Source organism: Pseudomonas sp. FP215 (genome assembly GCF_030687795.1).
GTDB classification, from domain to species: Bacteria; Pseudomonadota; Gammaproteobacteria; order Pseudomonadales; family Pseudomonadaceae; genus Aquipseudomonas; species Aquipseudomonas salmasensis.
This window is the reverse complement of the sequence record NZ_CP117447.1, coordinates 3,571,566-3,596,826: the sequence shown is the minus strand read 5'-3', so window position 1 is coordinate 3,596,826 and position 25,261 is coordinate 3,571,566. Positions and strand designations below refer to the sequence as shown.

Below are 25,261 nucleotides of genomic sequence, written 5' to 3'. Positions count from 1 at the left end.
TGTCAGAAATCGACCGTGGCCGAGAGGAGGAGGGTGCGCGGCGAGCCTTGGGAAAACGCGCCGTAGGAGGCGACGCCTGACCAGTACTCGCGGTCGAACAGGTTCTGCACCGTGGCGCGCAGGGTGGTCGGGTGCTCGCCGATACGCGTGCTGTAGCGTGCGCCGATGTCGAAGCGGGTCCACGCATCGAGCTGTTGGGTGTTGGCCTGGTTGACGTACTGGCTGCCGGTATAGATCGCGCCTGTGGTGAGTGTCAGGCCCTCGACCCATGAGGTGTCCCATTCGGCCCACAGGTTGGCTTGCACGTCGGGCACGCCCACCGGTGTGTTGCCGCTGTTGGTGGCAATCGCGGTTTTGGTCAGTTGGGCATCCAGCAGGGTCACGCCACCGAGCAGGCGCGTGCCGTGGGCGACTTCGCCCAACACATTGAACTCCAGGCCACGGTTGCGCTGTTCGCCCTGTACCGAGAAGCGCCCGGCGGCCAGTTCGCCGCTGGGCTTGTGGATCTGGAACAGCGCCAGGGTCGCCATGAAGGTGCCGTAGTCGACCTTGACCCCGAGTTCATGCTGTTTGGACACGTAAGGTGCAAACACCTCACCGGCGTTCGCCGCGTTGGAAGGCGCCACGTCACCCTTGCTCAGGCCTTCGAGGTAGTTGTAATAGAACGCCACATGCTCCCAGGGCTTGAGCACCGCGCCGAACAGCGGCGTGACCTTGGCGTCGTCGTAGGTGCTGGTGGCCACGCCGGCGCTGTTGTAGTTGCTGGACTGGATACGCTGTTGGCGCAGGCCGACGGTGACTTGCACGCGCTGGTCGAGCACCGACAACGTATCGGCGATGGCCACGCCGGACAGTTCACTGGTCGATACTGTCGGCGTGGCGGGCTTGGCAATCACAGGCTTTGGCCGGTCGACCGGGTGGTAGAGATTGGACAGCACCGGGACCCCGGAAATAATCCCCCGCGACAGCTCATCGCGATAACGGCTGACCTGCACGGTGCTGCTGTGGCTGATGGGCCCGGTCTCAAAGCGCAACCGCGCACCGGCGTCGACCGTGTAGCGCTGCACCTTGAAACGGTAATAACCGGGGATTGACGAGGTGTCACCGGCGGCGTTGATGAGGGTCGGCGTCTGGTCGGACATGCGCGCCACTGCCGACCTGCCGCCCCCGGCATGGGCGAACAGTGTGACGGCGTCGGTGAGGTCGTATTCGCCGCTGAGCAGCGCGGACTTATCTCGCGTGCGCGACCAGCCCCAGTCCTGGCTGACGTTGGTGCGGCCGTTGGCGGCGGAGGGGACGTCGACGCCGGCAGCAATCAGGAAGGGGCGCGAGGCGGCGTCGAGTTTCTCCTGTTGGGAGATCAGGTCGAGGCTGGTGCGCAGGCGTTCGCCCTGGTAGTCCAGGGACAGCGCGCCAATGCCGACATCGCGCGACTGCTGGTCGACCACCGTGTCACCGTTCTGCAGGCTAGCGTTGAGGCGTACGCCGAAGCGGCGCTCGTCGCCAAAGCGCCGGCTGATATCGAGGTGGTTGCCGACCTGCGCGTCCTGGGTGTAGCTGGCGGTGTAGCGGGTCAGGTCTTCATCCAGCGAGCGCTTGGGCACCACGTTGATCACGCCGCCTACCGCGCTGTTGGGTGACATGCCGTACAGCAGCGCACCGGGGCCTTTGACCACTTCGATACGCTCGGCGTAGTCGGTAAACACCCGGTAGTTGGAGGCCACGCCGTACACGCCATCGAACGCCAGTTCTCCCAGGTTGCCTTCACCCACCGGGAAACCGCGGATGAAGAACGAGTCGACAATCCCGCCCGTCTGCCCGGTGGAGCGCACCGAGGAATCACGCTCCAGCACATTGCCCACGGTGGCTGCCTGTTGGTCCTGGATCAGCGCGGCGGTGTAGGCGCTGACACTGAACGGGGCATCCATCACGTCGGTATTGCCCAGCATGCCCAGGCGCGCGCCGGTGGCTGCCTGGCCGCCGGCATACAGCGGGGGCAGGTCGCTGGCGCGTGGCTCGGGGGCGCTGACGGTGATGTCCGAAAGCGTGACTTGGCCCGGCACCAGGGTGTAACTGCCGTCGCTGCGTTGCACCATGTCCAGGCCGCTGCCGGCCAACAGGTGCGTGACCGCTTCCTGGGGCGAGTAACGGCCGGATAAGCCTGGGCTGGTCAGGCCCTCGGTGAGTGCCGGGAGAAATGACAGCGCAATACCGGCGTCCACGGCAAAGCTCGACAACGTGGCGCCGAGCGGGCCGGGGTCGATGTGGTAGGCGCGCACCGTCACCCTGTCCCATTGCGCCGGCACGTCCGCCAGGGCGGCACCGGCCAGGGCCAGGCTGAGCAGCGCGCTGCGAATCACAAGCATGGAGGGCAGCCCTATGGACGAAAGGGAAAAGGGGTTTGAGTGTTTGCCAGCCGAGCGCGAAAAAAGTATCAGCCGCACCGCGTTTTATTTTTGCGCCGCCTCAAGCTGGCGACAGGCTGACCCAATAGCCATTCAAATGGCCGCTGGCGCGCACCGGGTAGGTTTGCACCAGCATGTTCAAGGTGCGCTGGGTATCGGCGATGGGGAAGGCCCCGGAAATACGCAGGTTGGCAATGGCCGGGTCGTAGCGCACGAAGCCACGCCGATAGCGGGTCAGTTCCGCGACGAAGTCTGCCAGGCGCATGTTGTCGGCCATCAGCATGCCTTGGGTCCAGGCACTCACATTGCGGTCGGCGGGGGTGAGCGCGCCGAACTGTTGCGCGGAAAAGTCCGTACGTTGCCCGGCGTTGACGATCAATGGCGCGCTCTGGCTATTGTCGGCCAGCATCACTTTGACCGCGCCCTCAAGCACCGCCAGATGCGTGCGCGGGCCCAGTTCGCGCACGGTAAAGCGCGTGCCCAGCGCCTGCAGATGGCCTTGGCGGGTGCTGACCAGAAACGGGCGGGATGCGTCTTGTGCGGTCTGCACCAGGAGTTCGCCTTCGCGCAGGCTCACCAGGCGCTGCTGGGTGTCGAACCGCACGTCGATGGCGGTCTCGGTGTTGAGGGTCAGATGCGAGCCGTCGGCCAGGGTCAGTTCGCGACGCTCGCCGATGCGGGTGCTGTAGTCGGCGCTCCATTGCTGGGACTGCGCCAGCTTCCAACTGCCCCAGCCCACCGGCATTACCGCCAGCAACAAGGCCAGTTTGCCAAGGGCTTCGCGGCGCTGCGGGTTGCTGGGGTGGTCCAGCGCCGACATCGCCAGGGACGGCGGCAGGCCACCGAGCTTGCTTTGCAGCAATTGCGCGCGCGCCCAGGCACGGCCACGCTCGGGGTTGCTGACCTTCCAGCGCTCCCACTCGGCGCGTTCGCTGGCGCTCAATTCGTTCTCGCTCAGGCGCATCAGCCACTCGGCGGCTTCTTCCAGGGCGTCGGTGGGCAGCGGCGGTTCCTTGCCCAGGCTGAGCACTTATTCCACCCGCATCAGGCACTGAACGAGTGCCTGTTTCATGTAGCGCTTGATGGTGATCAGCGACACGCCCAACTGCTCGGCGATGTCCTGGTATTTGAGGCCGTTGAGCTGCGACAGCAGGAACGCACGCTTGACCAGCGGCGGCAGCGCGTCGAGCATCGCGTCGATTTCGTGCAGGGTCTCCAGCACCAGGAAGTGCGCTTCCGGCGACGGCACCTCGTGGGCCGGCACGCTGGCAAGCGCTTCCAGGTAGGCACGTTCCAGGGCCTTGCGCTGGTACCAGTTGACCAGAATGCCCTTGGCTACGCAGCTCAAGTAGGCGCGTGGCTGGTCGATCACGGTAACCTGTGAGGCCAGGATACGGGTGAAGGTGTCCTGGGCCAGGTCCGCCGCATCCATGGCATTGCCGAGTTTGCGTTTGAGCGTGGCGTACAGCCAGCTGTGATGGCCGCTGTATAGCGCCTCGATTGCGCGCAGGTGAGGGGTGTTATCGGCGGGAAGGCTTTCGCTCATGGCGCGCAACCGTGCAATTGAGAAGTATTCCCAATGCTAAGTGCAAACCCGTCGGTTGCGCAACGCGAGAATCGCAATCAGCGCCACGGCATAGGCCACACACACAAACAGGTAGGTGTACGCCAAGCCGTAGGCCTGGCTGAGCAGGCCGCCGGCGCAGATGCCCACAATCGAGGCAAATTGCGCGGTGCCTTGGGCGATCCCCAGCACATGGCCTTGCTGCGCGCTGTCGGCGGTTTTTGAAACCAGCGCCATCAGTACCGGTGTGGTCGCGCCCAGCAATACGCCCCAGACAAAATAGGCGACCACAAACACCAGCGGGTTGCGGGTGAGGCCGGCGAGGGCGGTGAGCGCGATGCAGCCGGCCACCACCCAGGTGAGGCGGCGCAAGCTGTCTGCCTGGCTGCGACCTTCGAAGTGGCGCGCCCAGGCGGTGGCCGACAGGATAAAACCCAGGGCCAGCAAGCCGTAGCACAGGCCGACCAGGGCGTTGCTGACGGTGAACGTTGTACTCACATACAGCGCGAACGAGGTCTGCGGCAGCATCCGCGCCAGCAGCAGAATGCCCATCACCGTCAGCAGCGGCAGCAAGGCCGAGGCCTGCCAGGTGCCGCCCGTTGACGGGGCTGTGGTTTTCTTCACCGGTGGCACATCCGGCAAGGTCAGCGCTGCAATCACCGTGCACACCGCACAGAGCGCCGCGGCGCTGAGGTTGATCCAGAAGAACGTCGCATGGTCGAGGATCAAGCCGCCAACCACGGCGCCGAGCAACGAGCCGACGTTGGTGGAAATCTGCAGCAGTGCGAACAGCCGTGCACGCCGTGACGGCACCTCGATACTCACGCCATACGCCTGGGCCGGGGCGATGTAGCCGGCACAGGCGCCTTGCAGAAAACGCAGCACCAGGATCGCCCAGAGGTCGCTGAACAGGGCCAGCCCCAGTTGCGTCAGGGTCAGGCCCGCCAGGGCGCGAATCATCATCAGCTTGTGGCCGTAGCGATCGCCGATACGGCCCCAGAACGCACTGGTCAACAGGATGCCGAGCATCGGCCCCACGTACACGGCGATGCTGGCGAAGCTGAACAGCGTGTCGGAGTCGGTCAGTTGGCGCAAATGCACCGGCCAGAACGGCCCGCTCATTTCCATGGCGCCCATGGACACAAGCTGGATCGTGAACAGCAGGGCAATCAGGACGCGGGTGGGTGGCATGGAGCAGTCTCGCTATACAAAAAAAGTCGCGGCAAGGGTGATACTTTTTCACGCGTCGACTGGCATCAAGCGTAATTCTCACTTCACTTGATCAAAGGGCCCTGACGTCATGCCTGTTGCCAGCCGGTTAACCCTCGCTATTCGTACCGCCCTGTTGCTGGCTGCTGCCAGCGGCAACGCCTGGGCCGCCACCGCCGAGTCAGCCGACGACAGCGCGCAGAGCCTGACCCTTGACGCGACGAACGTCAACGCCCGCTATCTGGGCCCCACCGACCTGCCCGAGGTGCTCGCTGGCGGCCAGGTGGCCCGTGGCGCGCGCCTGGGCATGCTGGGCAACAAGGACGTGATGGACACGCCGTTCAGCGTGACCAGCTACACCGCCAAGACCCTCGCCGACCTGCAGACGGTGACGGTGGCCGATGCGCTGGAGCGCGACCCTTCAGTGCGTTCTACCGGGCAGACCGGCGGTATTGTCGACTCGTTTTTCGTGCGGGGCTTTGCGATTGGCGAGGGCAACCTGGGTGAGTTGGCCTATGACGGCGTGTATGGCGTGGCGCCCAACTACCGCGCCTTCACCGAGTACGCCGAGCGTGTTGAAGTGCTCAAGGGGCCGGGGGCGCTGATGTACGGCATCTCGCCCAACAGCGGTGTGGGCGGGGTGATCAACATCGTGCCCAAGCGCCCGCTGGACCAGGACCTCACCCGCTTTACCGGCAGTTACGCCTCCGACACCCAGGTCGGCGGCCACCTGGATATCAGCCGCCGTTTCGGTGAGGAGAACCAGTTTGGCGTGCGCTTCAACGGCAGCCTGCAAGGGGGCGACACCGCCGTGGACGATCAGCATCGCGACGTGGGGGTGGGCGCCATTGCCCTGGATTATCGCGGCGAGCGCCTGCGCCTGAACCTGGACTACATCAGCCAGAAAGAAAGTTTCGAAGGCGCCTCGCGCCCGTTCACCCTGGCGCCGGGCGTGCAGGTGCCTTCGGCCCCCAATGGCCGCACCAGCCTGCCGCAGAAGTGGGGCTGGTCGGACACCAAGGAGCAATCGGCCTTGCTCGGCGGTGAATATGACCTCAGCGATTCGCTCACCGTGTTCGCCCATGCCGGCGGCGGGCGGTCGGATGTCAAGCGCCTGTCGGACCAGGTGCCGCGTATCCTCAATGATGCTGGCGACACCAGTAACATTCCGGGCTACTACAAGTTCAACGTCGACCGTTCCACCGCCGATGTGGGCCTGCGGGCGCAGTTCGCCACCGGCCCGATCACCCACACCACCACGCTGATGGCGACCCGTTACCAGGACGAGCTGTCTCGCGGCATCAACAACGGCACCGAGATCCGCTCCAACATCTATCACCCGGTAGACACGCCCAAGCAAAACCTGCGGGCGCCGAAAGTGCTGCGCATCTCCGAATCGGAGCTGTCCGGCGTGGCGCTCACCGACACCCTGGGCTTTCTGGATGAGCGCATCCAGTTGACCCTGGGCGTGCGTCGCCAGGACATCGAGTCGCGTAACTACAGCGCCGCGGGTGTGGTGAGTTCCCGCTACAAGGACGCTGCGACCACACCGTTGGTGGGCGTGGTGGTCAAGCCCTGGGATGACGTGTCGCTCTACTACAACTATGTCGAGGGGCTGAGCAAAGGCGACATCGCGCCGGGCACGGCCAGCAATGCCGGTGAAACCTTCGCGCCTTATGAATCCAAGCAGCACGAACTGGGCGTGAAGTATGAACACGGCACCTTCATGACCACCCTGGCGTTGTTCCAGATCGAAAAGCCCAGCGGCGAACTGGGTGCCGACGGTGTGTATTCAGTGCAGGCCGAGCAGCGCAACCGTGGTGTCGAGCTGAGCGTATACGGCGAAGTGGCGCCTGGCACGCGCTTGATGGGCGGCGTGACCTTGCTCGATGGCGAGCTGACCCAGTCGGCGACCGCCGCCAACCGAGGCAACAAGCCGGTCGGCGTGCCCGACATCCAGGCCAACCTGTGGGCCGAGTACGACACCCCGTGGCTGGAAGGTTTTACCCTCACCGGCGGGGCGATCTATACCGACAGCCAATACATCAACCAGGCCAACACTCAGGAGCTGGATGCCTGGACGCGCATTGATGCCGGCGTACGCTACGCGACCAAGATTGAAGGGCGGCCCACCACCTTGCGCGCCACCGTGCAGAACGTATTTGACCGCGAGTACTGGTCGGGCGTCGCGTCTTACGGCGCCTTCTCGCCGGGCTATCCACGTACTTTGCAGCTGTCGGCGACGGTGGACTTTTAACCCTGCCGCCTAGCGGAACCCACCCGAGAGCTTGTCTTTCAGGTAGCTGACCAACGCACTCACCGACTTGGGCACATGGGGCGAGTAGGGCCGTATCAGATAGATCTCATCGGCAAACGCGCCTTTGAGTGTCCAGTCCTTCAAGACCTGCACCACTTTGCCCGCGTCCAGCGCCGCCTGGGCGCTGAAGTCCGGGAGCAGGGCGATGCCCAGGTGGTTGAGTGCGGCGTCGCGCAAGGCTTCGCTGTTGTTGGTAGCAAAGCTGCCGGCGATGGGCACGGTGAGGCGCTCGAGGGGTTGGCTGCCGCGTTCGAAGGTCCAGGCGGGTTGGTCGGTGCCGCGTGGGTAAAACAGGCAGTTGTGGGCCGACAGATCGCCCGGCTCGCGAGGTTCGCCGTGGCGTTGCAGGTAATCATGGGTGGCGACCAGCACCGAGGTGGTGTCGCACAGCTTCCAGGCCACATGGGTTTCTGGCACTTGGAAGCCGTGACGCACCGCCAGGTCGTAACCCTCGGCGGCCAGTGAGCTCAAGGCATCGGAGACGTCCAGTTGGATACGCACCTGGGGGTACTGCTGCAAAAAGCCAGACAGGTGCGGCACCAGTTGTTGCCGGGCGAAGGCCACGGGAGCGGTCAGGCGCACCAGCCCGCGTATTTCCCCGACCGAGTCGCGCACCGAGGAAAAACTGCGGGCGATCTGCGCGTAGGCGCTGCGCACTTCCCGAGTCAGTGACAGCCCCGCATCGGTCAGCCGCACGCTGCGGGTGGTGCGCGTCACCAGGCGCGTGCCGGTGGCCTTTTCCAGGTCGGAAATGCGCTGGCTCACCGCCGATTTACTCACCCCCAGGCGCGCGGCGGCGGCGGTGTAGGTGCCTTGTTCCTCCAGCACCGACAGCCAGTGAATGTGGGTCCACAGCCCTTCGATCTCAGCCTTTTCCATGGGTGCATTGTTCGCCTATAAGGACAATAAGTTCTGGATTCTGCTCTGGTTCGGAACAAAGCGAAAGCCTATCGTGTGGACCAACGCTACCCACCTGGATCGACTGCCATGACTGCAACCATCGAGCACTACATCAACGACCAGCGCGTCAGCCGCGATGACCGTTATCAGGACGTCTACAACCCGGCCACCGGTGAAGTCACCGCGCGCGTGGCCCTGGCCAGCCGCCAGACGGTGGCCGAAGCCGTCGCCGCTGCCCAGGCCGCGTTTGCCGGCTGGGCCGACACCCCGCCGATCCGTCGCGCCCGCGTGTTGTTCCAATACCTGCACCTGTTGCGCGAACGCAAGGACGACCTGGCGCGCATCATCGTCGCCGAGCACGGCAAGGTGTTCACCGATGCCCAGGGCGAAGTCGACCGTGGCATCGACATTCTCGAATTCGCCTGTGGCATTCCCAACCTGCTCAAGGGCGAACACTCCGACCAGGTCTCCCGTGGCATGGACAACTGGACGATGCGCCAGCCGCTGGGCGTGGTCGCCGGCGTGACCCCGTTCAACTTCCCGGTGATGGTCCCGATGTGGATGTACCCCATTGCCATTGCGGCGGGTAACACCTTTATTCTCAAGCCCAGCCCCACTGACCCGAGCGCTTCGCTGTTCATGGCCGAGTTGCTGCGTGAAGCCGGCCTGCCCAAGGGCGTGTTCAACGTGGTGCAGGGTGATAAAGAGTCGGTGGACGCGCTGATCGAACACCCGGACGTCAAGGCCCTGAGCTTCGTGGGTTCCACGCCAATTGCCCAATACATCTACGAGAGCGGCGCCCGCAACGGCAAGCGCGTGCAAGGCCTGGGCGGGGCGAAAAACCATATGGTGGTGATGCCCGACGCCGATATCGAACGCACCGTGGACGCGCTGATGGGCGCCGCCTACGGCAGTGCCGGCGAGCGCTGTATGGCGATCTCGGTGGCGGTGCTGGTGGGTGATGTGGGTGACAAAGTCATCGCTGCCTTGACCGAGCGTGCCAAGACGTTGCGCATCACCGATGGCCGCGACTTGAAAGCCGAGATGGGCCCGATCGTGTCGCGGGCTGCGCTGGAACGCATCAGTGGCTATATCGAACAGGGTGTACACGCCGGCGCGCAGTTGCTGCTCGATGGCCGTGACTACGTGCCTACCGAGCCGGGCTTAGAAAATGGCTTCTGGTTGGGCGCGACCTTGTTCGACCACGTGACCCAGGACATGAGCATCTACCGCGAAGAAATCTTCGGCCCGGTGCTGGCCTGTGTACGGGTGAACGATTTTGCCGAGGCGGTGAAGCTGGTCAACGACCACGAGTTCGGCAACGGCGTCAGTTGCTTCACCCGCGATGGCAACATTGCCCGTGAGTTTGCGCGGCGCATCGAAGTGGGCATGGTCGGTATCAACGTGCCGATTCCGGTGCCCATGGCCTGGCACGGTTTTGGTGGCTGGAAGAAGAGCCTGTTCGGCGACATGCATGCCTATGGCACCGAGGGCGTGCGCTTCTACACCAAGCAGAAGTCGATCATGCAGCGCTGGTCGGAGAGTATCGAGCAGGGCGCGGAGTTTGCGATGCCGGTGTCCAAGTAAGGTTTAAGCTGTGCTGCAGGATCTGATGTGGGAAGGACTCAAGCCCTCCCACATTTTTTTTGCCTGTTGACGGCCAAACACATAAAAGTCCAGTATGGAATTATAAGTACAAAAAAGCCGCTGCACGTTTTTCTTCACTCTTGCCAAACCAACAACAACTTGCGAGAACCCGCTCATGAAGAAACGCCACCTCCTTCCCGCCCTGGCCCTGAGCCTGTTCGCCTCCAGCCACTTGCTGGCCGCCGAGAAAACCCTGCGTATTGGTATCGAGGCGGCTTACCCACCGTTCGCCTCCAAGACCGGCGACGGCAAGATCGTCGGTTTCGACTACGACATCGGCAACGCCCTGTGCGCGCAAATGAAGGTCAAGTGCGTGTGGATCGAAGGTGAGTTCGACGGGCTGATTCCGTCCCTCAAGGTCAAGAAGATCGACATGGCGTTGTCGTCCATGACCATCAACGAAGACCGCAAGAAGTCGGTGGATTTCACCCACAAGTACTACTTCACCTCGTCGCGCCTGGTGATGAAGGACGGCGCCGTAGTGGATGACCAGTACGCCAGCCTCAAGGGCAAGAACGTCGGGGTGCAGCGCGCCACCACCACCGACCGGTATGCCACCGAGGTGTTCGAGCCCAAGGGCATCAACGTCAAGCGCTACAGCAATAACGAAGAAATCTACATGGACCTGGCAGCGGGGCGTCTGGATGCGATCTTTGCCGACACCATCCCCCTGAGCGACTTCCTGTCGATGCCGCGCGGGCAGGGTTATGCCTTTGTCGGCCCGGAGCTCAAGGACCCGAAATACGTGGGCGAGGGCGCCGGTATTGCGGTGCGCAAGGGCAATGGCGAGTTGGTCAGCGAACTGAACGCGGCCATCGACGGCATTCGCGCCAGCGGCGAATACCAGAAGATTTCACAGCAGTACTTCAAGGCCGATATCTACGGCGACTGATCCCATCGGATGGAACTCTTGTAGGAGCGAGCTTGCTCGCGAAGAACTCTCAGGCACCGCGTTTACCCAGAATGCACGCGTTATCGTTAAAGTTCTTCGCGAGCAAGCTCGCTCCTACAACGGATCATGCCTTCAATTCTTTCAAATGCTTGTAGACCGTCGCCCGCCCCATGCCCAGCACATTGGCCACATAGTTGGAGGCGCTCTTGCCCTTGAACGCCCCCTCGGCATGCAGTGCCAGCACCAGTTCGCGTTTGTGGTCGCGGGTCAACAGGTTCAGGCTCAACTGACGCTCGCGCAGCCAGGCATGCAGGAAGGTGTTGATACGCTCCTGCCAGTCATCGCGAAACAGCGCGTCTGGCTGTGCAATCAGCTTGCTTGGCGACAGGAATAAATCCAGCGCCGCCTTGGCCGTTTCGAACAGTGAGATATTCAGGTTGATGCACAGCACAGCCAGCCGGCGGCCTTTGTGGTCGTGCAGCACGGTGCTCAGGCTGCGGATTTTTTGGCTGTCCCAGTTGAGCTTTTCATAAGGGCCTATATTCACCTCGCTGACGTCACCGTCGAGCATGTCCTCCAGCGCCGAGTCGTCACCCAGGCTGCGCTTGGACAGGTTATTGGCGATGTAATCCACGGTTTGCGTGCGCAGGTCGTGCAGCACCACTTCTGCATGGGGAAAGAACAGCGTGGCGATTGCATCGGCAATCGCGCGGAAGTTCTGCATGACCTTGTCTTGTTCAGCGGTGTTCATCAATGGGGCTCCAGGCGGACCGGGGAGAGCATACCAGCGTCCAGGCCGAACCGCGTCAGTGCCTCGGGCAGCGGTTCGCCGCGCACCAGGGCCGCGCTTGCCTGGCCCATGGCGGGTGAGGTCTGGATGCCGTAGCCACCTTGCGCCGCCACCCAGAACAGCCCCGGCACCTGCGGGTCAAAGCCCGACAGCAAATCACCGTCCTGCACAAAACTGCGCAAGCCCGCCCAGGTGCGCGTCGGGCGGCGGATGGTCAGGGTGGTGGCTTCCTCGATCTGGTAGATGCCCATGGCAATATCCAGCTCTTCGGGTTGTACATCCTGGGGTTCTACCGGGTCGGCGTTGGCCGGTGAGCCGAGGAACATGCCGGCATCGGGTTTCATGTAGAACGCTTCGTCGAGGGCTACCAGCATTGGCCAGTCGTGGCTGTCCATGCCCTCGGGGCCGGCGAAAACAAAGGCCGAGCGGCGCTTGGGCTGCAAGCCGATGGACGCCGCGCCCGCCAGCCCGCCGATATGGTCGGCCCAGGCGCCGGCGGCGTTGATGATGACCGGCGCAGTGAAGCTCGCATCCTGGGTGCGCACCTGCCACAGGCCGTCGGCGTCGCGGCTCAAGCTCAGCACATGGCTGTCGGTGCGCACGTCGCCCTGGTTGCGGCGGATACCGCGCAGGTAGCCCTGGTGCAGGGCGTCGGTGTCGATGTCGCAAGCGGTGGGGTCGTAGATAGCCCCGTGGACTTTTTCACGGCGCAGGATCGGCAAGCGTGCACAGGCTTCGTCGGCCGTCAGGCGCTGCACCTGCTCTACGGTGGCCTTGGCACTCAGGTACTGGCTGTCGAGTTCGGCCGGGTCGCCGTTGAAATCCACGGTCATTTCGCCCCGTGGTGTCAGCAATGGGTGTTCGCAGAAACCTGCGGGTGGCTGGTCGAAGAAGGCCCGGCTGGCCAAGGTCAACGCGCGTACCTGCGGGGTGCCGTACGCGGCGGTATAAAGCGCCGCCGAACGCCCGGTGGAGTGGTAGGCCGGGTGGTTTTCACGCTCCAGCACCAACACCTTGCCGTGCTGCGACAACCAGAACCCCGTGGACGCGCCGGCAATGCCGCCGCCGATAATGATGAAGTCTGCGTGGCTCATGAAGAACTCCTGAAATAAGCATTGTAGGAGCGAGCTTGCTCGCGAAAAACGTTAACGATAACGTGCCTATCCTGTGTGACCGCAGTGCCTGTGAGGTCTTCGCGAGCAAGCTCGCTCCTACAGTTTGTAGAGGGCATTGGCCAGGGCGATGTCTTCCAGGCCCAGGCCGATGGAGCGGAAAAAGACGTGGCGATCGTAGGCCGGGCGTTGGGCCATGTCGCTGAACAACTCGGGCAGGTCGCCGACAATCGTGCGTTTATCCCAGCCGTGCTGTTCGCTGGCGATCAGCATCTCACCGGCCGAATCCGGGGTGGTCTGGCGGTAGTCGCAGAACACGTGCATCTGATTGAGGCAATGTGGCGGCACTTCATGGGCACGCGGTGCGTTGGTGCTGATGGAGGTGATCAACGCGGGTTTGCTCAAGCGTGACGGGTCGATGACCGGGCCGGCGGACGAGGTGCACAGCAGGATCACATCCGCGTCTTCCAAGGCAGCCTCGCAAGTGGCGGCCAGGGTCAGGCGCGGGTCCAGGCAGGCCCACTGCGCTCGCGTTTCGGCGCTGCTCAGGTTGGGCGAATACAGGCGGATCTGCTGCCAGTCGCGCAGGTTCTGCACATAACGCAGGTGCGCCTGGGCGACCTTGCCGCTGCCGATGATCGCCAAGCGTTGCGCCGCCGCCGGGGCCAGCGCATCCACCGCCAAGGCTGTGGTGGCGGCGGTGCGGGCAGTGGTCAATTCAGCGGCATCGCACAACAGCAACGGCTGGCCGCTGTGCATCGACATCAACAGTGTCCACGCCGTCACCAACGGGCCTTGCTCGCGCACGATGTAGGGCGAAGTCTTGACCCCGTACACCCCGTCTTCGGCCAATACGCCCAAGTAGTTGATGAAATCCCCGGCGCCATGGGGAAACTCCACCAATTGTTGCGCCGGCTGCACCGCTTGCCCGGCGGCGAGGTCGCAAAACAATTTGCGCAGGATCAACGGCACGTCGACTTGAGCCAGCAAGGTACGGGCCTGGGCCTGGTCGATAACGAGGGGCGTCGTGGGCATGGGGTTCTCCGGGTAAACTAATTTGTCCATTATGGACTTTTAGTTTTTATCCGCAATAACCCGAGGGAAAAATGAGGCTTACGGGGGCTGTTCCCCCACCCATTGTAGGAGCGAGCTTGCTCGCGAAAAACCTCAACGATAACGCGTGCTTCCTGAATAAACGCAGCGCCTGTGAGTTTTTCGCGAGCAAGCTCGCTCCTACAGTCAGGCAGTGGCTTTGGTGCCGGTCAGGCACTCGATGGAGCGATCTACGGTGGTTTTTGCAATTTCCAGCAAATGCCACACCGCCAGGATCTTCGCCCGTTCAGGGCTTTGAAGCAGCTCACCGCAATCCAGCGCCGTGGCTGAAGCGCTGTCGAGCAGGCTGGCGGTGTAGAGCAGGGCGTCTTCGAAACTCAGGTCTTCGTTGACGCAGTGGAAGCCCTGGGTAGGCAGGTAGTGGTCGATGGCGCGGTTGAAAGCGGCGCGGTCTTTTGCGGGATCGATGGGTGGGTCGGGTAGGACTTTACTCATTGTTTAGCTTCCTTTTGGATTCAGGGAGCCGAACCTTTCGCGACTAAACGTAGGGTGGCGGCTGTACGCAGGTTAGTCGACCGGCCAAAAGGCAAAATCCGGCGCACCCAAGGGCGCCCTGCGCACAGCCACCATTAAAACTCATGGAGGATCATGCGCCTTTTGGAATGCCGGGCGACTAAACCCGATCACTGATTTGGCAGTGACGGACCGCAGACTAGCCACCGATTCCAGCAGGCACAAGGTGGCAAGGATTGTCTAGGAAACGTCCTGCAATTTAAAGGGACACGCCTTGCTGGCCTTTTACAAACCATGACCAAATGCCACTAACCCAAGCGCGCAATACGACCAATGTGGCTTGCCTGCGATCGCCGCTAACCACGATGCGAAGCGAGTGTAAGCGCGCGCCGGATTTGGCACCGCCTAACGCGAGATTTGGCACAGCACGTCATGCCGCCCACATAGAGAACTTCGCGGGACAATTGGCACCGCGCTGAGCCAAACCAAGCCTTACCAAAATATCTATGCGGGAACCTTGGGCCAGACCACGTCGGGGTAGCTTTGCTGGTCAAAAATACGGCTCAGGGCTACTCGGTAACTCTTCCAAGCCTTAAGCCTTTCAATGTCTCCAGGCGTGGCCTGGTCGACATCAACTGCGTCTTGGAGCGGTGCAATTGTGAAGTCGGCAAAGGACCGCAGTCGGTTGTACTCAGTTGTCGTAGCTTCAGCGAGGGTCGGCTTTATTATTTCGCGCTCGACATAGTCCGAAACCTTTGCGCCACCTTTAATCTCTGCCAAGACCTGTTCGAAGACCTCAGCCGTATCCGCCTGAGTGACATGGAAGGGGTATCCGTTGCGTGTGACGACAAAGCTACCATCTACTCTTTTCTGAATATTAGTTACCGGTACGTCTTGCTGATGCACCAGTTCCACCTCGCCGGCATGGTCCACTATCGCTTCACTCATTACTGAATTCTCCATGCAAAACCAACAGAGTTGGTATTAATTCCAACAGCAGTCCCGCCCGCTGCAACGCCTGCGTTCCCGCCCACCGCAGCACCACCACCATTGTATCCAGTGACCGAAAACGCCCAGGTGCCACCCGCAGGTAAAACTGCCGAGCCCCCCAGCGAGACAAATTGCCCTGCTACAGGTTTCATGAAGCTTGCTTCTGTATGGCACGCTGAACCATTAGCTAAAAATGCAGACGCAGCTACCGGTGCGGGAACATTGCCTACGACGGAGGCGACACTAATGCCGGACCCACCGTTCGTATGCAAAATCTGAACCCCCGATAGAGTAGATGCCATGCTGAAAGAGCAAACCCCTCCCGCATTAGCATTCACCAGGGATAGCCCGGCAGATCCTGGCCCTTGCGCCTGAGTGGAAATAACAACTGGGGATGTTAGGCCCCCACCAGAGATACCGTATCCTTGAAAATTGTCTGGTTTGTTGGTGATAGAGGAAAACGCGTGAGTATGACTCTCTAGCGCAAGTGGAATAACTGCATTGTTTGCTGAGGCTCGCATGTAAGGCAGGGCCGCGTTTCCATTTTGCAGGCCAACAGTAGATATAGAGTCACTGCCAGGTACAGCCCTCAACAAGCCATCTACTTGAGCTGCTGTGTAAACGCCTTGAATTCCATAGCCACCAAGCGTAGTCGGCTTGTCGGTTAAGCTTGCGAATGAGTGCGCGTGAGACGCCAATGCCAGCTCGACAACAGCGCCTTCGCTGCCATCTGGATTCGCAGCCCGAAAATATGGGCGGCCAGTGATCCCAGCAATAAATCCGGCTGCCAGAATCCTGTCCGCGTCGACCTTCCGGGCAAGGAAGCTATCCGTCTGACTGCTGGTATAAGCATTTGTAATTCCATAAGCCGAAAGCGTGTTGCCTTTATCAGCCTTGGTACGAGGATCAAAATTTGCGTTATGCCACAATTCACGCCAAACCCCTGCACCATTCAGATCGAGCTTTCGAACATGATATGACTCGCTGGTAATGCCAGCGAGCAGGTCAAACCCATACTTACCATCTGGAAATTTAATATGCACGCCACAGCCATAGGCCAAACCAGCAGGTTTGTCGGTCGTGTCATCTGCGGCCACGCAAAACTTAGTGACTGGAATGTCTGCCATTTTTCCGTGCACAACTTGAGGCGTAACCAGCAATCCACCGTCCTGCATACTTAAGTCAACCGCTGATTTCGCGATTAGGTTAACCGCCTCAAGCACCTGCTTATCGTTGTCACGGTTAAGAGCAATGTTCGCGCCAAGGACAAGTCCGACCAACTCCCGTTGAATGGCGTTCAACCACTGAGCCTTGAGTAATGTAGCTTCGGCGCCTGCGGCGGGGTTGCCTTCTGTGAACTCGCCAGCCGCATTCGCTGTGGTGGTGCTATCGCTAATTTTTTGCATTAGTTGTCTCCGTAACCAAATAGCAAAATGGACTCTGCGGGCTTCATCTGGCCCAGCCGACACTCAAGGGCTCTGTTCCCCCACGTGGTTAATGGGTCGCCTGCCCCAGTAGCACCAGCGCGGGCATGACTGGCTGTCACTGAGGGCGCGTTGATGCGCCAAGTGAAGTTCCAATCACCGCCATTAATGGGGTCGCCAGCCCGAGCAATTCCTGCGCGTGCTGGTCGAAATGTGGTGATGGTGATGTCGTAGCCCATGGACTTTGCCAGGGCGATGAAGAAGGGCCTGCTTTGGCCTGCACGTCCTTGCGACTTGCTGACAACAGCCTGTACGCGCTGGCCGACAGTTTGTGCCTGGCCGACTAAGCAGGGATCAGGCAGCGCAAGTACGCGCTCCCAATCTGTCAGGCCCTCACCTGAGTCAGGGAATATCGCGCTGTGGACCATGCTTGCCTGGGCGTCTGCCAGGCCGATGGCAGTAGCTTCGGCTTCGATGGTGGCCGATAGGTACGGCGCCGAGCCGTCATAGGACACGGGCGGCAGCAGCAACCGGAGTTGATCAGCGAGCGTCGTCATTCCATCAGCCCCAACGTGATGGTCCCTGGTCGAATCCAGCCAATAATTTTGGGATCATCAGACGCTCTGACGTTGCCGGTTGGCGTAGTAACAGACCGATCCAGTACGCCTGCCAGGTTGTTGATCATTGCCTCAATTTGGGATCGCTTGAGGGTATCGCCAGGCTTTAAAGCGCCCAAGAGTATGTTGTAAGCCTTCTGCGCAGCAGTCTGCACATCGGCCATGGTGAAGTCGGGGGCGAGTTCGATTTTGGCGGTGGAATCGACAGTGCGAATTGTCGGTGCGTAGACCCACACATCGACGATGACCGAACACAGGTTTTGGATATGTGCCAGGCAGGCAGCAATTACCTCGGCGGAAGGTGTGCCAGTGCTGGCTGTGATGACGACATCGACTGTTCCGCCACCACGGCGCTTAGGGATAACCTTGGCATCGGCAACACCCTCGACCTCCAGCGCCCAACGTCGGTAGTCATAATCGGCCCCGCCAGCCGGGGGCGACCGGAGAATGTCGAGGTAGCGCGCCAAGAGGGATTCGATTTTTTCCTCATCTTCGCCGCCCGTGGTCTTGCCTACGAATGTTGCCGCCGAGTCCATCCCAAGAGGCGGACTGGTGAGGACCAGAGCGCCGGTCAGGCCGTTGAGAGCTACACCGACGGTCTGAGCTTCGCTTAGTACCATTGCGGTGCCGTCGGTGCCAATCTTCGCGCTAGATTTGGCGGTGAATAGTTCGCCCGTGACAACGTGCTTCAAGGTGGCCCCGAGCAACAGCTCGACACCAGGTGCACCTTTCAACGCTGCGGTGCCGGTGGCTGCTACTGGAGCTTTGCGCAAGACACCACGAAGCCCGGCCGAGCGCACGAGTTCCTCTTCATCAGCGGTGTCCGGGAATATCTGTCGATAGAGCCAGGCCAGTTTCTGATACAGGCCCTCGATAGCCGACGCCACAGCGGCTGAGCGGACGTAGTTGTCGCTGTCCGGACCGATATCGGCCTCGGCTTGAAGGTTGCGAATATCACGCAGGATGTCCCGCAGAATCGCGTCCAAGGATCGACCGGTATAGGCCATGTCAATTCACCCTTACAGGTTGGCGAAACACCTGCGGATTGCCGGTGGCGTCGGTGATGTCGATTTGCAGGTTGAGCCAGCCGTTGTGGGACTGTTCGACGGTGATGGTGATGTCTTGGGCGCGGCCGTCATCGAGCAGCGGCTGGAGCGCCTGCTCGGCGTATTGCTTGGCGAGTTTGCCGACCCGTGGCAGGTCTTTGGAGCGTTTCAGTTCATGCAGGCGGGAGCCCACGGTGGTGTCTTTCCACCAGGTGCCGAGGGGTGTCATGAGGCGGATGTAAACGGCGTTGCCCAGCGTATTTATACGCTGGCCCGTCAAGTCGCCAGTGGTTGGGTTTATGCCTGCGTCCATAGGTTGGCATAGTGACGCGCACGCAAACGCCGTCGAGTATCAGCGGGGTTTAAGAATTCTTCAGGGCGATTTCGGTTTACTGCTGTTGACCTGGCACTGGGCCGCCACCATGGTTATGTCCGTTATAGATAAGCCGATCCGCCTGCATAGTCCGGGTATGGTCCGCGATCTCTCCCTCCGCCTTAACGTCCTTGCTCATTTCAACCAGGGGCGTTTCAAAGCGAACCTTGGTCTTGGCCTTGACCACCAGGGTGTCGGTTTCGATTTCGATCAACCGGCCGCGCTTCATATGGATGTAGTCACCTTCATCGGTATACAACGCCACCTCGCCATCTTTGACCACGACCCGATAACGCCCATCCTCGCTGGCTACGACGACCGTATGCTTGCTGTTACCGCCCACAGGGATCGCGAGAAATTCAGCGCCAGGCAACGGCCCCGAACTGAACCCATAGTGCTGCATCAGCTCACCGGAAACCGACTCGCCTGCAAGCCCTTCCATTTCAACGCCGATCAAGGTGCCATGGGTATTACGTGCCGCCGTACCGCGAAAAGCTTGGCGAACGTTGCTCATCACCCGACTGACCTGATCGCGCACCAGGCGCGCCATATTGCTCATTTAGAGCCCCTTGATCATTTCGATAAACGCCGCGTCGGGGTTGGCTTTTTTGCCCTTGCCCTTGCGTTTTTTGACGGGATTGCTGTCCAGCACCCACATTTTGTCTTCACGCAACCGCAGCTCTGTAATAGCCCCTTCACCGCGAGTCAGGCGTAAGGTGCGGGACATCAGGAAGTAAGTCGCATCCAGTCCATGGGGCTCGCTCCGCACAATGACCCGCTGACCGGGGCTCCATACCTGGCCGTTATCTGCCCGATGCCCCATGACCACGGCGCGGATCTCGAAACCCTCCAGGCGACTATCGGCCAGCAGCTTGCGCGCACGGGTGGTAGCCATGTCCTGGTTCTCGCTGGAGCTGTCGATAATCACCTTCGGCCGGAAGATCCCGCGACGGGCCAGGGTTTCGTCCTGGATGACCGAGCGCAGGTGGGCTCGCTTGCTGTCCAGGCCGTCATTATCGTACTGGCCGTGCTGGCCCAAGACAGTGATCTGGCTGTAACGGTTAGCGATAGAGCGCCGCACACTGAGGCGCTGCACGTTATTGCCGACGCCGTCCTCACGCATGATCAGCGTCCCGACTGGTGCAGCGTTGTAGTCCGGCCCGCCAATGATCAGTCGTCCATCTGGCTCGACCCACGGCCACAAGCCGTTGGCCTCGGCGACCTGGAGCAATGCCTCCCACGCGCTTTGACCAGGTTCGATTTGCACGCGGCGCCTGGTCTTGGCCTGGGCAGCGCGAATCTCTATTTGAGTGATGCCCAGCGGCTTTACGACCTGGTCCAGGATCTGCGCCAACGTGGCTTCGCGCATCGAAACGAAAGGCGCCGAACAGTCGACCAGGGGCGCAGCACGGTCCCGGCCGGTGATGCGCATAGAGATACCCTGACGGGAGATATCGTGCTCGAACTCGTCGACCTGGCCGGTTAATACGCGGTCCTTGCCCAATGTAAGCGAGCAAGGCGCGCCCTCGGCCAACACACTGGGCAAGCGGGTGGCGTCCTTGGTGTACAGCTCCAGCTCGAAACCGTCAGCGGCGGTCAGCAGGTCCGACTCAACCGACCAGCCGTCCCATTCTTCATGCGCCAGGCCACCAATGGACAGGCGTATGGACTCGTCCAGGACGTTATTTGGCGTAGGCACGCAGCACCTCTCCGGCTTGAATGTTATGCGGGGTTTTCAGGTCGGGATTCAGGCGGATCAGCTCGACAGCGCGGGTATGGTCGCCATACCAGCGGTGAGCCAAAAGGCGCAGGCTTGCCGGGGTTTCAACCACGCGCTCCAGCATCGGCGGGCTTTGCAAAATCACCTGACGGGCGCGGGCCTGAATCAATGCGGCGACATTGCGCAATGCTTCAATGATTGGTCGGGCGGTTTCCACGTCGTAGAGGTGACGTTGCAGAAGGATGGACGACTGCACCAGGGATCGCACCAGGTTAACCAGGCCCTCCAATTCCAGCGGGCTCAAGGTCGGCGTGTCGGCTTCGTCCTCGATGACGGTAGCCACCGCCTGGGCGTGGGCCAGCGCCAGTTCGGTGATGACCAGGACAACCAGAGCGAAGCCGTTAGCGATCACCGGATCGTCTGGCATTCCATCGGGCAGTAGCACCAGGACGTTCCCTGGAATAGTCGGCCCGCCCTCGATCAGTGGGCCGACAGTAGGTGCCACGCCTTGGCGCGCACCGATCAGAAAGCCCGCGCCTGCACGTGCCGCATCCGCCGTCAGGCTGGCGTTGCCTGGCAAAGTGGCGGGCACACCAGTACGAGCGAGCAGCGCCGTGGACGAACTGGGCGTGCTGCCCTGGATGGCACTTCGGATTTCAGAGGGTGTGCGCATCAGGTCGACCAGAGGATCAAACGCCCCTGACGGCCGTTTAGCCATTGACCCAACACCGGACACCACACCCAGGATTTGCGAGCGCAGTTGTTGCAGCCGCAGGCCAATGCCAGGTAAACCTAGTGCCTTTTCGATCAGGCCGACCCAGCCTCCGCCGATCCACGATTGAATCTCGCCGACCAGAGAGTCAATGCGGCCAAACAGGTCAAAGATGCCGTCCTGCCAGGTGTATTCATCCTCCAGCCCCAATACGCCGATATCGACGAATTCAAACTGGCGCTCAAAGAAAGGCGCGTCGGGCGTGTCCTCAACGAACACAATGCTGATTTCGGCATAGTCCGGCCGCTCGGCGTTGTGCTTGACCTCGCCGGTACTGCTGACGACGTTCATGCTGCCGTAGATCGGGTGGATCAGTTCGCCTGTACCTGGCGTGTTCAGGGTACGCAGGATGTTCTGGAGTTCTATTTCATAGTTGACGCCGAACACCACCACTTGCATCGGAATGCGCCGGGCACCACGGCCCAGGTCTTTGACCCGGTCACCATCCTTGAATGGCGTTCCATGTTCAGACAAGGCGCGCTGCCATTGCAGGCTTTCGCTTTCGACCAGGAGCGGGACACCACGGAAAGAGGCGTCCAGTAAGTTCTCTGCCCAGCTCATCCGCCGCGCCTCATTTGAATGTCAGTTCGCCGCTCAACCTCGGCCTGGATCATTCGCGAATCAGTACGCACTTCGATAACCAGGGGTTGGGCGAGCAATGAACGGAGGCGATCCTCGGCGGCTTGCGCGGCAGGATTGGCACCGGCCGCACCAGGTGCGGGGACGTTGCCGGCAATTCCAGGAAAGCCTGGCGTGGTTGCCGCCGATAGTGGATTAGCCAGGCGCTGCGCCTGGGAAGCTAACCAGGTCGACGGCTGGCTGGTGCCAGATTGAGACATCATGTCCCGCAGGCGTTGCTGTGCGGTGAAAGTGTCGGCACCCGCAGCCAGGGCGCGATTGGCGATACCCTGCGCCCAGGTGTTCGCATCGTTGACGGGCAGGCCCGCAGCGGTCAGGCCGGTTTCATGGTGCGCCAGGCGCTGGGCTTCGGAGGACAGCCAGTCCGATGACTGGTCGGGATTTTTGTCAGCCAGGGCCATACGGTTGCGGTAGAACGATGTTTGATAAGAGCGCTGGTCATCGTTTAGCAACTTGCTGCGCTGGGCTGCATCCAAGCGACCTTCGTCCGTGGCTGTCGCACTTGCCCCGCCGATTTGGGTGGCAGTTACACCCAAGGCCATTGGGGCCAGCCATGGGGTGATAAACCCACCGGGCTTGCCCTTGCTGGAGCTTGAGCCATTCGGCAGGTCTGGCCCACCAGCAGCGCCGAGAGCAGCACCAGCAGGCCAGTTGGTGACAAACACTGATGTAACGCCTGTGGCTTCCTCCAGGACCTTGCCTACGGCAATGCCTTTGAGGGTTTCAGGTCCGCCCATGAACCTGTTAAGCAAGGCCCCCGCGCCAGCTTTGGCACCACGCCCGGCGTAATAGCCGCCAACACCGAGAGCAGCACCGCCAGCAAGCATTTGCTCGCCGGATAAGTTCAGGTCATCCAGCAGATAGCTACCAAGGTCCGCAAAGCCCTTGTTGAGAGGTCGTGCCATTCGATCAATGGCTTGGCCGAGAGTCGCTTTCATTCGAGAGCCAACGGCAGTTGAGCTACTGAGGTTGTCAGCCAGGTCTTTTTCAATAACACCTTTTGCGTTGTTGATATCGCCGGTACTTGATGCGAATTGCTCCAGCCGATTACCTGTCATGAAAGCGTTAACACCTTTTTGGGTGTCCTGATCCATCTTTCCGAAAACCACCCCCATAAACTTTGCACGATCCCGGTCCGTTTTAAGGGCGTCGTATTTCCTTTTAAGATCCAAGAAGACATCTTGCGTATTACGGGTTTCCCCTTGCTTTCCGAAGAAGTCTACGCCCGTTGTTTTGGTGACGTTTTCCCGGTAAGTGTTGTTGGTGAATGCTCGCAAAGTAGACTGAGCAAGTGTCCCCAATCGGTCGGGTTCCAACTCAATTAAGGAAAGCGTTTCAACAAACGAAAGTGATTGGGCCAAGCTCATCCCAGCTTTCTTTGAGTCTGCCCCAACTTTAGGGAAGATGCTTGAAAGGTTTTCCAGTTCAGCATTACCGAGGCGCCCGGCAACAACCATTTTTTGCAGCAGGTCTAACGCCGCTTCTGGTTTTGCCAGGTCGATGTCAAACGCGCTGGCACCGGTAACCAGGGCTTTTGCCAATATCCCGGAGTCGGCACCTGTGACGGCTGTTGACTGAGCAATAGCCTCGGTACTGATCTTCGCTTTGTCATAGGAAAGGCCACTTGCGACCAAGGTGTCAAAACCGCTCTGAACTTGTTCGCGTTCGATGCCATAGGTTTTGGCAAGGCGCCATTGATCATCGCGCCATTCTTCACGCTGCTCACCGCTCATACCTGCGGTTTGTTGAGTTCGGATTAATTGCCGATCCAGTCGCGCACTACCAGTCACACCCGAAACCACACCGATGCCGACTCCAAGCCCCGCCAGTTGGCCCTGCATACTGCCGCCCAACCCTTTGATGCGATCAAACTCCTGACGTACACCCATGGCGATGGTTTTTAAAGTCCGCAAACTACGACCGCTGTTCTGCGCCATTCGCCGAAAGGATGTATCAGTCTTATCCACGCTCTGACGCAGTGGCTGCACACCTTGTCTATCGGCACTGATAAGCTCGGTTTTGGCATCACGCGCAGCCTTGCGAGCGGCGATGGCCATCTCTTTGAGTTCGGCAGAAGTCTTGGTGACTTCAATGCGCGTGCCGGAGCCTGCCTTCGCGGTTTCACGCATGGCGCTACGGATGGTTTTATAGCTGTTGGCGCCGACCTGGCCGACCTTGGTGATGGCCGAGGACGCCTTCCAACTCTCATCGGCCAGGGACTTGGCGCCTTCCTGACCGGCCTTGCGGAGGTCGCGGTTGATTTGCTCAATCTCCCGGCGACTGTTGCCCGCATGGGCCTGGAAACGGAGCGCAACGCGCAGATCGGAACTCATGGGTACTCCCGGAAAGGGGCTTACACGAACAGGATAGGCCCGGTGTCGAGCCTGTTACCTAGGTTTGGGCAGTGCCTTGCGTTGGCGCTGACTGACGTAGCGGGTGCCTTTCACTTTGCCGATGACCAGGTCTATACGAGCGTCTATTTCCGCTCTGGTCATCTGCCGCAGCTCATCTAGCCGGTAGCCTCGCTGGACGAAGGCATGTTCGATTCGTCGCCAGTCGGCGTTGCCGCGCTCGGCGGCGCGAGCTTTTTTTCAAGCTCCGCGTCGGCGTTGGCAATGATCGCCAAATCGCTTTCAGTCAGTTCGTTCAGGAGCAGCTCAGTTGTCAGCGCTTCATTGGGAATTTCGCCCAATGACAACAACTGGCGGCGATAGACCTCCAAGGTGACGAGCTGGAATGGTGCGCCAGGATGCAGTTCCTGAGCCGCGACCAGGTCGCCAGCAACAGGAACGCGCAAGGTGAAGGTCTTGTGGCGCAAACCGGAGTAATAGACGCCCATTCTGAGTTCGCTGGTAATGCTCAATCCTTCCCAGCGTTTGCTTGATTGTTCGGTCATCATGTTATTCCGTGTAGTAGTTGAGAGCAGCGATGGTCAGGTCTCGCGTGGCTTCGCCTTCAAGTTGGTACTTGCTGCCCAGTTCGATCAGGGAGCAGCCTGTCCAGGTTTCGCGCTTACCACCGCCGTCCTGGGCATAGATCGTCAACTTGGCATCCATCAAAGCGCGCCACTCCGGCTCGCCATTTTTGGGAATGACCACCGAGATTTTCAGCTCATGTTCTTCAATGCCCTTTGCCGTGCCGGTAGGTCGGCCGCTGCGGTTCATCGTCTTGACCACCTTGCGCCCGGTCTTGAGGCTCGGCTCAACGCTGGTCACCTCATAGTCGGTGCCGTTGATTTCCAGAACGATCTGCCCTACGTAGTTATCAGCCATCTAAAA

Annotated in this window: 23 protein-coding genes; 3 read left to right on the top strand and 20 right to left on the bottom strand. The window is 60.8% G+C overall.

What is annotated here, in order from left to right; translation table 11 throughout:
- Window positions 1–2 precede the first annotated feature (2 nt).
- The 4 genes from PSH76_RS16120 to PSH76_RS16105 form a co-directional block, all read right to left on the bottom strand.
- Window positions 3–2,366, bottom strand: a complete 2,364-nt coding sequence (locus PSH76_RS16120; protein ID WP_032892327.1) for a TonB-dependent receptor — start codon at window positions 2,364–2,366, stop codon at window positions 3–5.
- A 100-nt stretch (window positions 2,367–2,466) separates the two neighbouring features.
- Window positions 2,467–3,435 carry a FecR domain-containing protein gene (locus tag PSH76_RS16115; protein WP_305492575.1) on the bottom strand — a complete coding sequence of 323 codons (969 nt, stop codon included), beginning with the start codon at window positions 3,433–3,435 and terminating at the stop codon, window positions 2,467–2,469.
- The gene (locus tag PSH76_RS16110) at window positions 3,436–3,951 is read right to left on the bottom strand and encodes a sigma-70 family RNA polymerase sigma factor (RefSeq protein ID WP_032892325.1); all 516 of its coding nucleotides are present in this window, start codon (window positions 3,949–3,951) and stop codon (window positions 3,436–3,438) included.
- A gap of 36 nt (window positions 3,952–3,987) precedes the next feature.
- Window positions 3,988–5,160, bottom strand: a complete 1,173-nt coding sequence (locus tag PSH76_RS16105; RefSeq protein WP_305492574.1) for an MFS transporter — start codon at window positions 5,158–5,160, stop codon at window positions 3,988–3,990.
- Window positions 5,161–5,269: 109 nt separating this feature from the next.
- Here PSH76_RS16105 and PSH76_RS16100 point away from each other — a divergent pair, with 109 nt between their 5' ends.
- Window positions 5,270–7,435 (top strand): TonB-dependent siderophore receptor, encoded by a 2,166-nt coding sequence (locus PSH76_RS16100; protein WP_098951963.1) that lies wholly within the window; start codon window positions 5,270–5,272, stop codon window positions 7,433–7,435.
- Between the two features lie 9 nt (window positions 7,436–7,444).
- Here the strand turns inward: PSH76_RS16100 and PSH76_RS16095 are convergent, their stop codons facing one another.
- Window positions 7,445–8,374: a LysR family transcriptional regulator gene (locus PSH76_RS16095; RefSeq protein WP_069558535.1), complete on the bottom strand. Its 930-nt coding sequence runs from the start codon at window positions 8,372–8,374 to the stop codon at window positions 7,445–7,447.
- A gap of 108 nt (window positions 8,375–8,482) precedes the next feature.
- Here PSH76_RS16095 and PSH76_RS16090 point away from each other — a divergent pair, with 108 nt between their 5' ends.
- Both PSH76_RS16090 and PSH76_RS16085 read left to right on the top strand, forming a co-directional pair.
- Window positions 8,483–9,982 carry a CoA-acylating methylmalonate-semialdehyde dehydrogenase gene (locus PSH76_RS16090; protein ID WP_305492573.1) on the top strand — a complete coding sequence of 500 codons (1,500 nt, stop codon included), beginning with the start codon at window positions 8,483–8,485 and terminating at the stop codon, window positions 9,980–9,982.
- A gap of 175 nt (window positions 9,983–10,157) precedes the next feature.
- Window positions 10,158–10,934 carry an ABC transporter substrate-binding protein gene (locus PSH76_RS16085; protein WP_014718054.1) on the top strand — a complete coding sequence of 259 codons (777 nt, stop codon included), beginning with the start codon at window positions 10,158–10,160 and terminating at the stop codon, window positions 10,932–10,934.
- Between the two features lie 124 nt (window positions 10,935–11,058).
- Here the strand turns inward: PSH76_RS16085 and PSH76_RS16080 are convergent, their stop codons facing one another.
- The 15 genes from PSH76_RS16080 to PSH76_RS16010 all read right to left on the bottom strand — a co-directional run bounded on the left by PSH76_RS16080 (window position 11,059) and on the right by PSH76_RS16010 (window position 25,255).
- A complete protein-coding gene (locus PSH76_RS16080) occupies window positions 11,059–11,685 on the bottom strand; it encodes a transcriptional regulator (protein ID WP_305492572.1) in 627 nt (208 codons plus the stop codon).
- Window positions 11,685–12,818 (bottom strand): FAD-binding oxidoreductase, encoded by a 1,134-nt coding sequence (locus PSH76_RS16075; protein WP_138763196.1) that lies wholly within the window; start codon window positions 12,816–12,818, stop codon window positions 11,685–11,687. The genes PSH76_RS16080 and PSH76_RS16075 overlap by 1 nt, the downstream gene beginning before the upstream one ends.
- A 117-nt stretch (window positions 12,819–12,935) precedes the next feature.
- Complete coding sequence (locus PSH76_RS16070; protein ID WP_305492571.1) at window positions 12,936–13,871, bottom strand: ornithine cyclodeaminase family protein; 936 nt, start codon at window positions 13,869–13,871, stop codon at window positions 12,936–12,938.
- Window positions 13,872–14,075: 204 nt separating this feature from the next.
- Window positions 14,076–14,384, bottom strand: coding sequence for a hypothetical protein (locus PSH76_RS16065; protein WP_032892317.1), 309 nt, complete (start codon window positions 14,382–14,384; stop codon window positions 14,076–14,078).
- 522 nt (window positions 14,385–14,906) lie between these two features.
- The gene (locus PSH76_RS16060; RefSeq protein WP_305492570.1) at window positions 14,907–15,350 is read right to left on the bottom strand and encodes a tail fiber assembly protein; all 444 of its coding nucleotides are present in this window, start codon (window positions 15,348–15,350) and stop codon (window positions 14,907–14,909) included.
- Window positions 15,350–16,798, bottom strand: coding sequence for a hypothetical protein (locus PSH76_RS16055; protein ID WP_305492569.1), 1,449 nt, complete (start codon window positions 16,796–16,798; stop codon window positions 15,350–15,352). Before PSH76_RS16055 ends, PSH76_RS16060 begins: the two co-directional genes overlap by 1 nt.
- Window positions 16,798–17,373, bottom strand: a complete 576-nt coding sequence (locus PSH76_RS16050; RefSeq protein WP_305492568.1) for a YmfQ family protein — start codon at window positions 17,371–17,373, stop codon at window positions 16,798–16,800. Before PSH76_RS16050 ends, PSH76_RS16055 begins: the two co-directional genes overlap by 1 nt.
- A complete protein-coding gene (locus tag PSH76_RS16045; protein WP_305492567.1) occupies window positions 17,370–18,440 on the bottom strand; it encodes a baseplate J/gp47 family protein in 1,071 nt (356 codons plus the stop codon). The genes PSH76_RS16050 and PSH76_RS16045 overlap by 4 nt, the downstream gene beginning before the upstream one ends.
- A gap of 1 nt (window position 18,441) precedes the next feature.
- On the bottom strand, window positions 18,442–18,792 hold the full coding sequence (locus PSH76_RS16040) for a phage GP46 family protein (RefSeq protein WP_305492566.1): 351 nt from the start codon (window positions 18,790–18,792) through the stop codon (window positions 18,442–18,444).
- A gap of 76 nt (window positions 18,793–18,868) precedes the next feature.
- On the bottom strand, window positions 18,869–19,411 hold the full coding sequence (locus PSH76_RS16035; protein ID WP_305492565.1) for a phage baseplate assembly protein: 543 nt from the start codon (window positions 19,409–19,411) through the stop codon (window positions 18,869–18,871).
- Entirely contained in the window at window positions 19,412–20,551 is a 1,140-nt protein-coding gene (locus PSH76_RS16030; RefSeq protein ID WP_305492564.1) for a phage baseplate assembly protein, read from the bottom strand. It lies immediately after the preceding gene.
- Window positions 20,535–21,905 carry a DNA circularization protein gene (locus PSH76_RS16025; protein ID WP_124406575.1) on the bottom strand — a complete coding sequence of 457 codons (1,371 nt, stop codon included), beginning with the start codon at window positions 21,903–21,905 and terminating at the stop codon, window positions 20,535–20,537. The genes PSH76_RS16030 and PSH76_RS16025 overlap by 17 nt, the downstream gene beginning before the upstream one ends.
- Window positions 21,902–24,316, bottom strand: coding sequence for a phage tail tape measure protein (locus tag PSH76_RS16020; protein ID WP_305492563.1), 2,415 nt, complete (start codon window positions 24,314–24,316; stop codon window positions 21,902–21,904). The genes PSH76_RS16025 and PSH76_RS16020 overlap by 4 nt, the downstream gene beginning before the upstream one ends.
- Window positions 24,317–24,492: 176 nt before the next feature.
- Complete coding sequence (locus PSH76_RS16015; protein WP_305492562.1) at window positions 24,493–24,882, bottom strand: hypothetical protein; 390 nt, start codon at window positions 24,880–24,882, stop codon at window positions 24,493–24,495.
- A gap of 1 nt (window position 24,883) precedes the next feature.
- Window positions 24,884–25,255, bottom strand: a complete 372-nt coding sequence (locus PSH76_RS16010; RefSeq protein WP_124406572.1) for a phage tail protein — start codon at window positions 25,253–25,255, stop codon at window positions 24,884–24,886.
- Window positions 25,256–25,261 lie beyond the last annotated feature (6 nt).

Coding starts and splice junctions, on each gene's coding strand:
- PSH76_RS16120 (WP_032892327.1), bottom strand. CDS start 2,366: ATGCTTGTGATTCGCAGCGCGCTGCTCAGCCTGGCCCTGGCCGGTGCC.
- PSH76_RS16110 (WP_032892325.1), bottom strand. CDS start 3,951: ATGAGCGAAAGCCTTCCCGCCGATAACACCCCTCACCTGCGCGCAATC.
- PSH76_RS16105 (WP_305492574.1), bottom strand. CDS start 5,160: ATGCCACCCACCCGCGTCCTGATTGCCCTGCTGTTCACGATCCAGCTT.
- PSH76_RS16100 (WP_098951963.1), top strand. CDS start 5,270: ATGCCTGTTGCCAGCCGGTTAACCCTCGCTATTCGTACCGCCCTGTTG.
- PSH76_RS16095 (WP_069558535.1), bottom strand. CDS start 8,374: ATGGAAAAGGCTGAGATCGAAGGGCTGTGGACCCACATTCACTGGCTG.
- PSH76_RS16090 (WP_305492573.1), top strand. CDS start 8,483: ATGACTGCAACCATCGAGCACTACATCAACGACCAGCGCGTCAGCCGC.
- PSH76_RS16085 (WP_014718054.1), top strand. CDS start 10,158: ATGAAGAAACGCCACCTCCTTCCCGCCCTGGCCCTGAGCCTGTTCGCC.
- PSH76_RS16080 (WP_305492572.1), bottom strand. CDS start 11,685: ATGAACACCGCTGAACAAGACAAGGTCATGCAGAACTTCCGCGCGATT.
- PSH76_RS16075 (WP_138763196.1), bottom strand. CDS start 12,818: ATGAGCCACGCAGACTTCATCATTATCGGCGGCGGCATTGCCGGCGCG.
- PSH76_RS16070 (WP_305492571.1), bottom strand. CDS start 13,871: ATGCCCACGACGCCCCTCGTTATCGACCAGGCCCAGGCCCGTACCTTG.
- PSH76_RS16065 (WP_032892317.1), bottom strand. CDS start 14,384: ATGAGTAAAGTCCTACCCGACCCACCCATCGATCCCGCAAAAGACCGC.
- PSH76_RS16060 (WP_305492570.1), bottom strand. CDS start 15,350: ATGAGTGAAGCGATAGTGGACCATGCCGGCGAGGTGGAACTGGTGCAT.
- PSH76_RS16055 (WP_305492569.1), bottom strand. CDS start 16,798: ATGCAAAAAATTAGCGATAGCACCACCACAGCGAATGCGGCTGGCGAG.
- PSH76_RS16050 (WP_305492568.1), bottom strand. CDS start 17,373: ATGACGACGCTCGCTGATCAACTCCGGTTGCTGCTGCCGCCCGTGTCC.
- PSH76_RS16045 (WP_305492567.1), bottom strand. CDS start 18,440: ATGGCCTATACCGGTCGATCCTTGGACGCGATTCTGCGGGACATCCTG.
- PSH76_RS16040 (WP_305492566.1), bottom strand. CDS start 18,792: ATGGACGCAGGCATAAACCCAACCACTGGCGACTTGACGGGCCAGCGT.
- PSH76_RS16035 (WP_305492565.1), bottom strand. CDS start 19,411: ATGAGCAATATGGCGCGCCTGGTGCGCGATCAGGTCAGTCGGGTGATG.
- PSH76_RS16025 (WP_124406575.1), bottom strand. CDS start 21,905: ATGAGCTGGGCAGAGAACTTACTGGACGCCTCTTTCCGTGGTGTCCCG.
- PSH76_RS16020 (WP_305492563.1), bottom strand. CDS start 24,316: ATGAGTTCCGATCTGCGCGTTGCGCTCCGTTTCCAGGCCCATGCGGGC.
- PSH76_RS16015 (WP_305492562.1), bottom strand. CDS start 24,882: ATGATGACCGAACAATCAAGCAAACGCTGGGAAGGATTGAGCATTACC.
- PSH76_RS16010 (WP_124406572.1), bottom strand. CDS start 25,255: ATGGCTGATAACTACGTAGGGCAGATCGTTCTGGAAATCAACGGCACC.